The sequence below is a fragment of the Furfurilactobacillus curtus genome (assembly GCF_045862785.1).
Lineage (GTDB): Bacteria > Bacillota > Bacilli > Lactobacillales > Lactobacillaceae > Furfurilactobacillus > Furfurilactobacillus curtus.
The window spans coordinates 167,808-182,228 of the sequence record NZ_BQXO01000004.1; the positions used below are offsets into that span (position 1 = coordinate 167,808).

Annotated in this window: 14 protein-coding genes and 1 tRNA gene; 2 read left to right on the forward strand and 13 right to left on the reverse strand. The window is 44.5% G+C overall.

All coding sequences use genetic code 11. From position 1 onward, the window contains the following. Positions 1-89 precede the first annotated feature (89 nt). From ACKTR2_RS08085 to ACKTR2_RS08120, 8 genes are all read right to left on the reverse strand, one after another. Positions 90-1,178, reverse strand: a complete 1,089-nt coding sequence (locus tag ACKTR2_RS08085) for a LysM peptidoglycan-binding domain-containing protein (protein WP_407884305.1) — start codon at positions 1,176-1,178, stop codon at positions 90-92. Between the two features lie 466 nt (positions 1,179-1,644). After that, complete coding sequence (locus tag ACKTR2_RS08090) at positions 1,645-2,592, reverse strand: AEC family transporter (protein ID WP_407884307.1); 948 nt, start codon at positions 2,590-2,592, stop codon at positions 1,645-1,647. Between the two features lie 148 nt (positions 2,593-2,740). Beyond that, positions 2,741-3,136, reverse strand: coding sequence for a DUF956 family protein (locus ACKTR2_RS08095; protein ID WP_407884309.1), 396 nt, complete (start codon positions 3,134-3,136; stop codon positions 2,741-2,743). Positions 3,137-3,277: 141 nt separating this feature from the next. After that, complete coding sequence (locus tag ACKTR2_RS08100) at positions 3,278-4,198, reverse strand: PTS system mannose/fructose/sorbose family transporter subunit IID (RefSeq protein ID WP_407884311.1); 921 nt, start codon at positions 4,196-4,198, stop codon at positions 3,278-3,280. Between the two features lie 21 nt (positions 4,199-4,219). Next, the gene (locus ACKTR2_RS08105; protein WP_407884313.1) at positions 4,220-5,023 is read right to left on the reverse strand and encodes a PTS mannose/fructose/sorbose transporter subunit IIC; all 804 of its coding nucleotides are present in this window, start codon (positions 5,021-5,023) and stop codon (positions 4,220-4,222) included. A 30-nt stretch (positions 5,024-5,053) separates the two neighbouring features. Beyond that, positions 5,054-6,043: a PTS sugar transporter subunit IIB gene (locus tag ACKTR2_RS08110; protein ID WP_407884315.1), complete on the reverse strand. Its 990-nt coding sequence runs from the start codon at positions 6,041-6,043 to the stop codon at positions 5,054-5,056. 53 nt (positions 6,044-6,096) lie between these two features. Continuing rightward, positions 6,097-6,591 (reverse strand): PTS system mannose/fructose/N-acetylgalactosamine-transporter subunit IIB, encoded by a 495-nt coding sequence (locus ACKTR2_RS08115; protein WP_407884317.1) that lies wholly within the window; start codon positions 6,589-6,591, stop codon positions 6,097-6,099. After that, entirely contained in the window at positions 6,592-7,005 is a 414-nt protein-coding gene (locus ACKTR2_RS08120; protein WP_407884319.1) for a PTS sugar transporter subunit IIA, read from the reverse strand. Positions 7,006-7,512: 507 nt separating this feature from the next. On the opposite strand from ACKTR2_RS08120, the gene rpsN reads away from it, so the two are divergent. Beyond that, positions 7,513-7,782 (forward strand): 30S ribosomal protein S14, encoded by a 270-nt coding sequence (gene rpsN, locus ACKTR2_RS08125; protein WP_407884321.1) that lies wholly within the window; start codon positions 7,513-7,515, stop codon positions 7,780-7,782. A gap of 144 nt (positions 7,783-7,926) precedes the next feature. On the opposite strand, the gene ACKTR2_RS08130 is transcribed toward rpsN, so the two are convergent. After that, a complete protein-coding gene (locus ACKTR2_RS08130) occupies positions 7,927-8,955 on the reverse strand; it encodes an LCP family protein (protein WP_407884323.1) in 1,029 nt (342 codons plus the stop codon). A gap of 334 nt (positions 8,956-9,289) precedes the next feature. Between ACKTR2_RS08130 and ACKTR2_RS08135 the strand changes: the two genes are divergently transcribed. Beyond that, positions 9,290-9,739, forward strand: coding sequence for a pyridoxamine 5'-phosphate oxidase (locus ACKTR2_RS08135; RefSeq protein WP_407884325.1), 450 nt, complete (start codon positions 9,290-9,292; stop codon positions 9,737-9,739). 49 nt (positions 9,740-9,788) lie between these two features. Here the strand turns inward: ACKTR2_RS08135 and ACKTR2_RS08140 are convergent. The 4 genes from ACKTR2_RS08140 to ACKTR2_RS08155 form a co-directional block, all read right to left on the reverse strand. Next, a tRNA-Leu gene (locus ACKTR2_RS08140) sits at positions 9,789-9,873 on the reverse strand. A 276-nt stretch (positions 9,874-10,149) separates the two neighbouring features. Continuing rightward, on the reverse strand, positions 10,150-10,626 hold the full coding sequence (locus ACKTR2_RS08145; RefSeq protein WP_407884327.1) for a SprT family protein: 477 nt from the start codon (positions 10,624-10,626) through the stop codon (positions 10,150-10,152). Between the two features lie 342 nt (positions 10,627-10,968). Further along, positions 10,969-11,403, reverse strand: coding sequence for a hypothetical protein (locus ACKTR2_RS08150; RefSeq protein WP_407884329.1), 435 nt, complete (start codon positions 11,401-11,403; stop codon positions 10,969-10,971). A 26-nt stretch (positions 11,404-11,429) separates the two neighbouring features. Next, a complete protein-coding gene (locus ACKTR2_RS08155) occupies positions 11,430-14,111 on the reverse strand; it encodes a cation-translocating P-type ATPase (protein ID WP_407884330.1) in 2,682 nt (893 codons plus the stop codon). Between the last annotated feature and the right edge of the window lie 310 nt (positions 14,112-14,421).

A 14,421-nucleotide genomic window follows, 5' to 3' on the forward strand; every position in this document is an offset into this window, starting at 1 on the left:
CAATTGTATCGTAACATGTGAAAAATTTGTTGCAAACAAAAAAGGCCGCATCCATATCGGAACGGCCTTTAAAAATTGATTGATTTGCTTTAGAAATGAATGTAACCAGCTGCTTCGCTAGCAGAAATTGTTCGAGCATGATATGACATTCCACTAAAGTTACCTTCGATGATGTTAACTGTGCCGTTACCGTTAACACTAGTAACGTAAGCCACATGCATGTAACTAAAGTAAGCAACTGAGCCAGCCACTGGGTTGTGATCAACAGCTACGCCACGGGCAGCGGCGTTAGCACCCCAGGCATCCCCATTGCCAAGGTAAGTCCATTCAGAGGCTGGTACGCCAGAAGCTTGTAAGATACCGGCAACAAAGGCTGTACATTGACCTGCTGGATAACCTTGTACACCGCTGAAGAAGCCAGCTTCACCGGCAGCAGCAGCGTTACCGTAAACAGCTGCTGGTGCACTTGGATTAGTCGTTGGTGTTGTTGGAGCTGCATTGCTAGTAGCAGGCGCAGCACTTGGCTGTGCTTGACTAGTTTGTGATGCAGGGGCCTGGCTAGTTTGTGAAACAGGAGCTTGGCTAGCTACTGATGCAGGGGCCTGGCTAGTAGCTTCTGAAGAAGCAGGTGCTTGACTTGCTTGTGATACTGGTGCTTCACTCGCAACTGCACTGGCAGTGCCAGTAGTGTGAATTGTCTGGCCAACTAACAAGAAGTTCTGATTACTAATGTTGCTGTAAGCGGCAAGATCAGCGATAGACACACCAGTCTTTGCACTGATAGCTGACAAAGTGTCACCCGCTTGAACTGTGTAGTCACCATTAGCATCCACCGTAGTGGTTGCTGCAGAAGCCTCACTGGCTGTCGATGTTGCAGCAGCATCAGAGGCAGGCGCAGTGGATGCAGGAGCATCACTGGCCGCAGTAGTAGTTTGGGTGGCAGCTTCATCATTGGCGTCAGGAATAACCAATGACTGACCAACATAAATTAAGTTGGCATTTGAAAGGTGGTTAGCCTTAACAATGGCATCTACCGTTGTGTGGTTCTTTTGAGCAAAGTTCCAAACCGTGTCACCTTTAATTGTTTTGATCGTTGATGCATTTGCAGCGGAAACTCCAGCGAGAACACTGGCAGCACCGGCAGTAGTTAATAAAGCAGTTTTAATTGATTTTTTCACGTTAGTCACTCCTAGTCAATTCATCCCGTGTAACAGGTCGTATGTAACACTCACTGGTGAACATATTAAGCCATTCGTATGACAGGGCGATAGCAGCCATATAACACTTTGTTACGAACGTTACAAAAACATTACTTTTCTTCCTAAAAATACTTAAGAATCCCTTTGTATCAAGGTTTCACAAAGCATAAAGCTCATAAAAAAGTTAAGGATTTCTCAACTTTTATTCATTGGATCGCACCACTTAAGAACGAAGGCTTGTTAATTTTGTCACTTATTTCTCAAGTTTTCCCCGTCTTAACGTTTAATACATCTTTTGTTTTAATGTAACACGCTGTTGTTAATCAGCAATCAATGCCCGATGGGACCGTTCTTTAGCATTTTTTCAGTCACCTATATCTGCAAATATCGGTTGCTCGCCCGTGTCTTACTCTTTGCCACCCAGCTATTGGTTCTTTATCACTCACTACACAACATGTTGAATCACTAGCATCATCATGGGCACGAAAATTAAGGATAACAGAGTCGTTTCCGACACCATAATGGAGGCAAAATCTGCATCAGCGTGATATAGCTTGGCCACCACTGGGGCATTGGTCATCACTGGCATTCCTGCCTGTAAAATAAACACCTGTTTCATTAATAATGGAATATTGGCGGGGATGACCAATGCGAGCATTAACAATGGCGCAAAGATAAACCGACCCGCTAAAACACCCAAACTGCTTCGATTAAGCCGCATATTACGTAGCCCAGCATCAAAAACAGAAACACCGATAAATAACATGGACAAAGGAATTGTCAATCCACCCAAGTAGTTGAACGTTTGGTTGAGAAAATGTGGCAAGCGAATGTCCGCTAACACCAAAGCAACCCCAATTAAGAACCCAATTAGCGGTGCGGAAAAGATTTTTTTAAGCACCCCACTGACTGTTAAATGTCCATGCAACGCTCCGTCACGTTGAATAAACATCACGCCCAGCGTCCAAAAGATAGTGGTATTGGCCATGTAATAGACTAAAACATACGGCAAACTAGCACGGCCAAAAATCGCTAAATTGATGGGCAAACCGACAAAAACTGTATTTGAATTAAAGAACATTGATGTAAACAGGCCTCGACGACTTTCATCAATTTTTAAGACAAACACCAGTGCCCAGGCTAACCCCATTAGAATGAGCATTGATAGAACCGGAAATCGTAAGGCTGGTAAAAATTGGTCAAGCTGCCGCCGAGAAAAATCCTTCGTAATCGAAACAATCATGTACGGTGGTAACGCAACTTGGGTCACCAATTTGGCTAACAATTGTTTGGCAGATTCATCAAACCAGCCTCGCCACGCTAAAACGTAGCCTACCGCGACCATCAAGACGATCATGAACACACCTTGCGCGCTTTCAAAAAATATCGTCATTTTCTCATCTTCTATCTATTTGAGTTCTCGCTCAGTATAACACGCGCATTAACTGTAAAATTCTCAACTAAAATATCAAAAAGGCAACACCACCATGTTTGGTGAAATTGCCTTTTGAATCAAACTTAAACAACATTCAATTTTTTAATTACTTTAACCGTTTTGGCTCAGAATTTCGATGAAACAACCGTTTTAAATTGCGTCGCATCACTTGGAAAAAGGTCAGTGACCGTACAAGATGTTCTGCCGGGACATGCTCGCGAATTGCTCTTAAAACAACTTTGGGTTTTCTAGACGAAAATTTATAAGTGCCATTCTTCTTAGTCCGTAAAGCGTACCGGGGAATCCACCGTCCGCCAAACATCACCGAAGCGATGACGACATCTACTTCATCCCAAGGGATTTGAATGAATTTACTCGTATCCCGATCATTATAAAATTCAAACGCTTTATCACCGATCATGATTTGACCATAGTCACCAACTCCAAGGTAGGACGTCCCGGGTGTCGTCAATTCAACTTTTGCATTTAAGGATTCTACCATGTTACTCTCCTCATTCGATTAGAACTATGGTCATCAAACCATATTCTGTACCGTAAATCAATAGCGGCCGATTCTCACATTCCGTAAGATCCGACCGCTATCTGAAACTAATTCGTACAACAGCGACTGTTCAACTTAAAATTAGAACAATCCGATCACGTGTCCACCAACCCCGACAACGAAAATGCCTAAGATGATGACAATTGGTGAAACTTTCTTCTTCAATAACCACATGCACAAGAAAGTTAACAGTAAAGCCGCTAAGCCTGGAATCAATTGATCTAAGTTATCTTGTAAAGTCGTCACTTTAATGTTTGAAAGTGACAGCCCCTTCCCCAAATTATACTGGGTCAGCGCTTCTTGAATTCCTTTAGGACCTTTAGGCAACTTGTCCCATTCGATGTAAGCTCCTTTTTGTTGCTTAATCTTGGAGACCACCGGAACAAACTTAATGTTAACCCACCGTTCGATCAAGGCACCAATGACAAACATCCCCATCATTGAAGCCCCACGCGTAACTGATTGTAACAAACCACCAGATAAGTCTTCGGTGATTCGCGAACCAGCCCGGTAACCAAATTCTTGGGTGTACCACATAAAGCCCCAACGAATTAAGTTCCAGACGACAAAGAATAAGATTGGACCAAGAATGTTACCGCCTAATGCTAATGAAGCACCAAGCGCCCCAACAATTGGGCGAACCGTGTACCAGAAGACTGGGTCACCAACCCCGGCTAATGGTCCCATCATCCCAACTTTAACCCCTTGGATCGCAACATCATCCACTTCGGCACCGTTAGCCCGTTCTTCTTCCAAAGCTAATGTCACCCCGATAATCGGTGAAGCTAAGTATGGGTGAGTGTTAAAGAATTCCAAGTGTCGCTTGTAGGCAGCAATGCGGTCCTCTTTATTTTTGTACAATTTGTTCAATGCTGGAATTAATGAATAACACCAGCCACCATTTTGCATCCGTTCATAGTTCCACGACCCTTGAATAAAGGTGGAACGCCAAGCAACGTGCAGCCGGTCTCGTTTAGTTAGCGTAATTTTGTTATCAGCCATGTTCGTTTTCCTCCCTTAATCTTAATAATCGTCGAGGATATCGCCGAGTGGATCGCCAGTATTATTACTACCGCCACCCCCGTTATCGGAGTGACCACTGTCCAACTTCAAGTACATCAATGCTAATGAGAGACCTAATGTCCCGATCGCGATTAAAGTTAAGTCAGAAAGTGCAGCAATGACAAACCCAATGGCGAAGAATGGCCAAACTTCACTGGAAGCCATCATGTTGATGACCATGGCGTAACCAACGGCAACCACCATACCACCACCAATGGCCATCCCATCTGATAACCAAGCAGGCATTGCTTCTAGCATACTACGCACTTGACTAGCTGGAATAACTAGCAGTAAGGCAGCTGGAATTGCAATCCGCAATCCTTGTAGACAGATACAGACAATTTGCCAGAAATTGATCGATCGATAATTACCCTTTTCAGCAGCCGCATCCATCAAGTGAACAATTGCCACTGTAATCGTCCGAACAATCATCGTTAAGAATAAACCAGCAACGGCCAACGGAATTGCAATCGCAATCGCAGAACCGACACCTTTAGTACCTTGACCACCTTGAACCAAAATAATAGCAGATGCAACGGATGCTAAGGCAGCATCAGGAGCGACAGCCGCACCAATGTTGGCCCAGCCAAGCGCGATCATTTGTAATGAACCACCTAAAATTAACCCAGCAGCCAAGTGACCCGTAACTAACCCGATTAGCGTACAGGCAATGACAGGCTGATGGAATTCAAATTCATCCAAGATCCCTTCCATGCCGGCAAGGAATGCAACGAAAACAACTAAAATCATCGAAATAGCAGACATCTGAGAATCCTCCTTTTCTATGTGAACGCTTTATGCGTTATTTCCGAGGGCTTTGCGTGCCTTTTCGACGATTTCATCCATATTAGAGGAAGAATCATCTGGCACTTTACGAACGTCAAACTTCACACCGTCCGCCTTAAGCTTGTCAAAGGTTTCGATATCTTCCTTCCCCAATGACAGAACATTAGAAACAGCAACTTTACCAGCTGAGTGAGCCATTGAACCAATGTTTAGCGTCTTGATGTCAGCGCCACCTTCAATTGCTCGTAAAGCATCCTCTGGTGTTTCAAATAAAACCAAGGCTTTGGTTGCTCCGAAACGAGGATCCTTAGTGATTTCAATAAACTTGTCGATTGGAATCACATTTGCTTTCACACCAGGCGGTGTCGCCTCAACGATCATATTCTTTCGTAATGCATCTTTTGCCACATTATCAGAAGCAACAATGATCCGATCGGGGTTAACGGAACGCGTCCATGCAGTGGCAACTTGCCCGTGCAATAGACGGGAGTCAACCCGCGCCAATACGAACTTAATATGTCCATCGCCTAAGACTGTTCCTGGAGCGATGGCAGCTTTTGGTTGATTGTCATCAGTTGAAGCAGCAGGTGCTGCTGGTACCAATGACTCAGGCTTGGCCTTGACCCCATCCTTAGCCGTTTCGATGATGTGTGCCGCAATTTCTTGCGCCGAATCCATCGTCATTCGAGAACCATAAGCCTCAATCACCATCGGCAAATTCATCCCGGTGACAATTGCCCAAGTATCTTTATGTTCCTCAAAGAGGTTGCTGGCCTGATTAAATGGTGTTCCACCCCAAAGATCGATTAACAATAGCACCTGACTTGGATCGTCAAAACTGGCTACTGCTTTTTCAAATTTGGCATGAACATCATCTGGGCCTTCGCTTGGCAGTAAGGTGACTGTTTGAACATTGTCCTGCTTGCCGAAAATCATTTCACCAGATTGGTAAATGCCTTCAGCAAAGCCACCATGACTGGCTAAGATAATACCTACCATGAGTGTCCCTCCTAAAAATATAATTTGATACCATTAGTTAGTGTGATGATGTATTAGAAGCCATGTTGTTCGAGGAGAGCCATTAAATCCTGTGCGTGGTCTCCGGGCACTTTACGAACTTCCAAAGTAATCCCATCATCATGCAGTTGGTGGAAAGTCTGTGCATCATTCTTACCCACTGCAATTGCATCAGTGATCATTGTTTTGCCATCTGTAAAGCTCAGGCTACCAATGTTAACTGATGCCAATTTGACACCGCTATTTACCGCTCGCAACACGTCTTGTGGTGTTTCAAACAGTAGAAAGGCATGCACGTCATCGAATCGCTCATCAGAATAAATCTCAGCGAGTTTATCGACAGTAATCACATTGACTTTTACCCCTGGCGGTGCCGCCTGAGTAATCAATGTCTTCCGTAAATTATCGTGCGCCACGCCATCAGAAACGACCATAATCCGATTTGGAGCGATGGCTTTTGTCCAAACAGTGGCCACTTGACCATGCAGCAAACGTGAGTCAATGCGTGCTAAGCGGATTTCCATCGTCATTTATTCAGCCCCCTGCTCTAACGAATGTTGATCTAGGTGCTTCACACCAGCCTTAGCAATCTCCTCTAAATGTGGAATAACCGTTTCAAGGGGCTGGTTGCGAACTGTGTAAGCCTCAATTAACATCGCCAAATTCAGACCTGTAATTAGGGCCATTCGTTCCGGCTGTTTGGTAACTAGCCGACTAGTGATGTTAAACGGAGAGCCACCCCACAAATCTACAAGAAACAAAATTTCATCGTCCGCATCGAAACCATCTACGACAGTTTCGAACTTACGCTGTAACTCATCGGGCCCCTCATCAGGTGAAAATGAAACCGCCGCGACTTTTTCTTGCTTACCGAAAATCATATCAGCGGATTCCTTAATTCCCTCAGCGAAGCCGCCATGGCTGGCTAGCACGATAGCGAGCATTGCATCAACCTCCTTTCGCTTGGTCGTTATTCAAAAGTCGTTCATTAATTGCTGACTTATTGACGACTCGGGGATAAGTGTATCATAGCGCAAGTTAACTGCCAAAAAAAGCGCTTCCAGAAAATAATGAAAAATTTTTTGATACTTTAAAAAATGGCCGGATTATAATTGGCAATTAACTCTTCAGCACGTGATTAGCATAGCCTAGTGAAGCGCTTACATCAAGTAAAAAATCGTTGAGCCACTGTGCTTTCGTTTAAAATGGACTAGACAGGTTGATAGAAAGGCATTTTTATGTCATAAAAATTGATCAACTTTTTTGTCTCAATACTCATTCAGAGAAAATCTTTTTCTTAACTTTACTGAAATCCTAGGCGAGCCAAGTCAGCAACTTACAAAACATGGTGAATTTTGGGCCAGTTCTCTTTCTTTTTGTAAGTTGATTTGGTATACTAAATGGTAACTATTACTCTTTGCAACAAAAACTATCATAAAGGAGTCGTGTAAATGGCTAAAAAATCCAAGATCATTAAAGAACAACGTATTGAAGCAACCGTGGCAAAATATGCAGAAAAGCGGGCGACTTTAAAAGCAGCAAAAGATTATGCTGGATTAGCAGCACTGCCTAAAAATGCCTCACCTGTTAGAATTCACCGACGTGACCAAATCGACGGTCGGCCACATGCCTACTTACGTCGCTTTGGGCTCTCACGTCTTAATTTCCGTCAGCTTGCCTTACAAGGCAAAATTCCTGGTGTTCGCAAAGCAAGTTGGTAAGGTCACTTTATACGTAATGAACACCACCAACTCAAATTGTCCGTCAACGCTAATTAACAACCAAAAATGCCAATTTCCTTCTAGACGTTTCTAGAAGGAAATTGGCATTTTTGCTTAATCAACTGTTCATCTAATTCTTTTCAATCATTCATCCGTTTTCGCACTTAAATCAAGACTTGTTCTCAACTCATTGGTCACCCGTTGCTTTTCGCTATGGCCGACAACTTCAAAAGATTGTCCGTTAATCATCTGGCCTTGGCCTTGCATATGGTCGCTACTGATATTTTTAGTTGCTGATCGATAATTCTGAGCTAGCTTAACTAAATCCGAATTTGTCAAATCGGTTTGCGATTGTGAGGAAATCGAATTCAAGAAGCTCGAATTCAGGACCGTTTGGACAGCAATTGATTTCCGGAATAAAGCTTCCACAACCAATCGTTGGCGCGTTTGGCGCCCATAATCTCCTTGTGGATCGTCATAGCGCATCCGCGAAAATTTCAAGGCAGTTGCCCCATTCATATGATAGGTTTGTCCTTTTTCAAAGGTACTCCCCTCATAAGAGAAAGACAGCGGTGATGTCACCGTTACACCACCCACTTCGTTGATGGCCTTTTCTAACCCCCCCATATTTAACAGGGCGTAGTAATCAATAGGCACATTTAGTAAATTTTGAACGGTTTTAATCGTCGTGCCAACGCCACCATAAGCATAGGCCGCGTTAATTTTAGCTGGTGATTCATCTGGATAACCAGCAATATCAGTCATCGTATCCCGTGGCAAACTGACCAGCAACATCTTTTTGGTTTGCGGGTTAATCGTCGCAATCATGATTGTATCGGTTCGTCCCTTATAAGAACGTCCCAGAGCCCCTGTATCAGTTCCTAAAAATAGAATTGAAATAGGTTTTTTTGAATTCAAAACTGCCTTTGTGTCACGCGCTTTGGTAATGCCGGCCGACTTATATGCTTTACTCGTGGCCGAATTAATATTGTGATAGGCAACTGCGCCAAAACCGACAATCACGAGCAACAAGAGAATAATGATCCCCCAAAACCAACGCCATGGATGCCAACGCCGTGTGCCGTGTTGTTTCGGCTGCTTTGGTCCTTGTTGATTTGCGCTTCGGCGTTGCATGCGCGAATCCATATTGTTCTCATTTGGCTGGTTCTTCATCTCATGATCCCCCACGATAATTAACGATTTTGTTTTTTAAACTTCAATTTATTGTAAACCATCAGGCAAACTTTCACATCTCTTATTCTAGACTGAAGCTTTTCTTAAAGGTTGCATTCACCAGCATCGGCTCGACAAAGACCTCAAAGCGAAACAAGCTGAGTGACTTTGAATACTAGCGGAAGCTGACTGGTTGACGTTTTCTGCCAATTAGGCGGCCTTGAGGCACAGACATCAAGCTGGTGTAGCTGGGCAAAAATGGTAAACAACTGGTAAAGTTTGCCAACTTTCATTAGAATTGACTCAATTAAACCAGATTGTGAGGAATTTTACGATGTCGAACCCCTTAGACCAACTCCAACAGGTTTACCAAACGACAAATACGATCGCGTTGGCCACTTCATTTCATAACGAAGCCGACGTTAAAGTCATCAACTTCGTGTGGTTTTCCGACGAACCAACAACGATGTACTTTTCTTCCGTTCGCGGTAGCCATGCCCTTAATTTATATGCTGAACACGCCAATGCATCATTGACAACAATTCCATTTACCGGAACACCAAACAATCCGTTTATCCGCGCCCACGACGTGCACATCGCACCATCAAGCAAAACAATGGCAGACTTGCTTCCTCGTTATCTTGAATTAATTCCTAACTATCAACAAGTGTGGGATGCCATTGGCCCTACATTAGCGGTATATGAAATTCACTTTCAACAACTACATGTCGATCCAGGTCTCGGTCAACCAAAATTCGATCTTGATTTTACTGCAATAAATTAGCAAAACACCAAAAAAGCAGCTTCACCTGAAAACAGGAAGCTGCTTTTTATGCGGCCACCGAGACTTGAACTCGGATGATCGAAGGGATCACAAGATCCTTAATCTTGCGCGTCTGCCAATTCCGCCATGGCCGCATCAACAAGAAAGATTCTATCAAACATTCTCATTGAAGGCAACGGTTGATTTTAATTTGCTGGCAGCGACCTTTAATTAGGTTGCCCACTTAGAGCTGTGGCAAATTGGACTTTTACAGTGTTGTTCACTGTCGATCAGCTTCTAGTACTGTCAGGACCACACCTCGCTCAATCGTAAGATTCTAACCACTCAAACTTTACCCCCACGTTTAAATCAGGGTAAGAACACTTCATTCAATCAGGCGTGATGACTTCGTAAAATTTCAGTTTATTTTGCTACCCAACTTCGCGAACCAACTCGTCTAGCTGGAGACGGCCACCGCAATAACCACAAGCATACCGTTCAAGATTAACCCGCCGATGCCGAATAAATTGGCGGCCACATTTCTGACAATGATAATAATACTGCCGCCCAGAGTGCTTAGATTTCACCGATTGCTTGGGCGTCGGTGCGTAGCGGGAGCCACCAACTTGCGCCAGCAACTGCTTAAATTCATGACTACGATGTTGGTAGGGTAACCCTGCCAACGCAAGGTGATAATGGACTAACTCATGACGAATGACGCCAATCAAAGTTTCTCGATCAAAATCATTAATCATTCGCGGATTGATATCGATATGATGGTCTACTAAATGATAACGGCCACCAGTTGACCGCAAGCGGGCATTAAAAATAGCCTGATGTTTAAATGGACGACCAAAATCCTGCAGAGAAATTTCTTCTACTAGTGCTTGCAAAGCTTCATTTGTCATCTACCTCTCCTTTCCTGAATAGACACAGTGTAATTTTCGCAACTTAATGGTCAATGTAAGATCTGAATTTCATTGCCAATCTAACTCGACCAAAATGCAAGCGTGAGACTTAACACCGAATTGAGAGCGAGCACTAGCGAAAAAGTGAGCATCTTCCTTACTTTGGAAGGTGCTCACTTTATTGCTAGGCACAGCTCTCAGGCGTTTGCCGCACGTTTTGACCATGGCGACGTGGTGCACAAAAGCAACAAATCGCAACGCCTTTTATAAGTCATGGCCCAAACTCACCCGCTAATCAGATCTGATTAAGACATACGCAAGTTGACATCATTTTGACGTTAATTACGCTTGCGTTTGCATTAAAGTTTGCACCAACCGAATAATCCGGTTCATCGCCTCAGTCTGGTCCGTCTCAGCTTGGTCGAATTGTATTTGATCAACTTGATGACTACCCAAATTAACACTATCAGTCATGGCCTGACAAGCAGTGACATAGGTCGTGTAGGCTGTCACTAGACTCCGATGTTTTCCTAAAAAACGAGCCGGCGCTTGCAATTGCTGGAGTCGCTCCTGGAGGCTGCGATAGCGCTCCGTCCCATCTTGAAATTCGGCCTTGATATCCGCCAGATTCGCCGCGTCAATCTGATCCAAATGTGCTTGATCAAGCGCTTCACGTAACTTCGTATAATAAGGCTCTAGTCCTTGTTGAATCGTTTGTGTTTCTTCGATCACCTGCGAAAGCGTTCGCGCAAATGCTATCATTAAATTCTTTTTCAAAAGTCTTACTCCTGTCATCAATCAAATTAGTGACGGCGTGACGCCATCCGCTGGAACAATTTTACCACTTCCACGATCAAAATCATGGCAACCCCGGCGCTCAAGACAATCAGCCATTGGAAACCAGATAGCGTTGTGACGTGGAATAAACCATTAAAACCAGGAATTGCAATCGTCGCAGCTAAGAGAATGAAAGCTGCTAAGATGGCCCAGTTAAACGCCCGGTTTTTAAACAATTGAGCGGTGAAGATGGTGCCGTGAATCGATTTTGAGTTAAAGGCGTGGAATAGCTGAATCAAGCCCAATGTCGCAAAGGCCATGGTTAGCGCGTCGGCATGCACCTGCGTCGCATTTGCGTGGACGGGGAATGTTAATGCAAGCCAATAAACCAGTAAGGTCAAGCCACCCTCGAGCAGACCTTGATAGATAATGTTGCCAAAGACACCACCCGACAGGAAGTTTGACGAACGTCCCCGCGGTTTTTGTTGCATAATGTTTTTCTCAGCGGGTTCTAATCCTAAGGCAATCGCTGGAAAGGTATCCGTCACTAAGTTAATCCACAGAATATGCACCGGTGCCAAAATTTGCCACCCCATCATTGTCATAACAAATAGGGTCAATACTTCTCCTAAGTTAGCGGACAACAAGTATTGAATCGCCTTTTGAATATTTGCGAACACTTTGCGACCTTCGCGAACTGCCACCACAATCGTGGAAAAGTTGTCGTCAGCCAACACCATATCAGAGGCCCCTTTAGAAACCTCAGTTCCGGTGATGCCCATGCCAACACCAATATCAGCTGCCTTTAATGCTGGGGCATCATTAACCCCATCACCGGTCATGGCAACCACTTTGCCTTTTTGTTGCCATGCATTGACAATACGAACTTTATGTTCAGGAGCCACCCGTGCGTAGACAGAATATTGTTCCACTTGATCAGAAAACTCAGCCTCACTCAATGCATCAAGCTGTGCGCCAGTAATGACGCCAGCCTGATCATTAGCGTCAATGATCCCCAACCGAACCGCAATCGCTTTTGCCGTATCCGCATGGTCGCCCGTGATCATCAGCGGGCGAATCCCAGCCGACTTTGCTTCCGCAACGGCACCGGCCACTTCTGGTCGTTCTGGGTCGATCATCCCGACAAATCCAGTAAAAATTAAATCTTGCTCGACTTGCTTGCTAGTCATCTCGGCTGGAATTGTTGTGACTGGTCGATAAGCAAAGGCCAATACTCTCAAGGCTTGAACCGCCAATTGATGATTGATGGTCAATAATTGCTCACGTAATTGATCGGTCATTGGGCTAATCTCACCATTGCTTTGAATCCGAGTAACACGTTTCAACAATTCATCAGGGGCCCCTTTTACGGTTACCCACAATTGATCATTGGCCTCATTCATTTGGTTAACGGTCGTCATTAATTTACGTTCAGAATCAAACGGAATTTCAGCTACGCGGGGGTGGGCTGCCAAAAAGTCTTCCGGATTCACCTGATGGTCGATATTGTATTGAACTAAGGCAGTTTCGGTTGGGTCACCGACTAACTGATCATCGATTGTTTTAGTGTCGTTGTTTAATAAAAGTAAACTTGCTAGCAGCCCCTGATCATCTTCACTTGTCGCACCGGCTGTTTGCTTGGCGTCTAGCACGTCGCCATCCACAATCACTTTCTCAACGGTCATTTTGTTTTGTGTCAAAGTCCCCGTTTTATCAGAAGCAATAATATCCGTGCTCCCTAAGGTTTCAACCGCTGGCAAACGACGCACCAGCGCATTTAATCTGGCCATCCTTGTTGTACCTAGTGCTAAGGTAATCGTGACGATGGCCGGCAAACCTTCCGGAATCGCAGCCACAGCCAGTGAAATTGCCGTTAACAACATATTAACCAATGTTTCATTGCCACGAATCATCCCCACCACGAAGACAATAACCGCCACAACTAGAATTAGCACAGTTAGAACTTTCCCTAAATGCGCCAAATTTTCCTGCAACGGTGTTTTACGTTCCTGCGTGCGATCTAACATACCAGCGATCCGCCCAACTTGGGTCTGCATTCCAGTGGCAACCACCACCCCAGTTCCTCGCCCGTACGTTACATTACTATTCATAAAAGCTAAATCACTTAAGTCACCCAGACCAGCACTGGGATCCGTAATTGGGGCTAACTGTTTATCAACGGGAACTGACTCACCAGTTAAGGCCGATTCTTCGATTTGAAGTGACGCGACTTCGATTAATCGCAAGTCCGCCGGAACGATATCCCCGGCTTCTAACAAGACGATATCGCCAGGCACCAACTCATCACTTTTAACGGTCATCGTGGCGCCATTTCGTAATACATGCGCATTGGGAGCAGACATTTCTTGTAGCGCATTGATTGCCTGCTCAGCTTTTGCCTCCTGAAAGACGCCAAAAACCGCATTAAGGACCACTACCAATAAAATGATGATGGCGTCAATACCTTCACCGGTGAAGGCAGCAATAATTGCGGCCACAATCAAGACAATAATCATGAGGTCTTTAAATTGTGCAGTAAACTTTTCTAGCAAGCTTGTTTGACGTTTACCAGCTAAAGCATTTTCCCCATACTGCTGTTGGCGCGTTTGCACCGCTTGATTACTTAATCCGGTCGGCTGGCTATTGACTTGCTTTAATGCCCGATCTGTCGTCCATTGAGCAGCCTGTGGTAATTTATTTTGACTCATCTAATATTTCCCTTCCGCACGTCCATGAGGCCAAAAAAAGACTCATGAACGCACACTTAAAGTGTCGATCATGAGTCTCACTATTTAAGACAAAACCAGAACATGTCTTGCTGGTGGCGTTGTCACACTCTGTCAAGCTACTATCATTAAGCGACTAGTAGCCAACTAAAGCATTAGTTACTCCCTCATTTATCTGGAGTAAGTATACCGAGTTACAATCCGAAACGCAAGGGGGTTGACTTTGGTGCCGAACGTTTAAGAAAGTTATTAGGGCGCACGGCTGACTCATGGACAGTGCAGCCCTATGCTA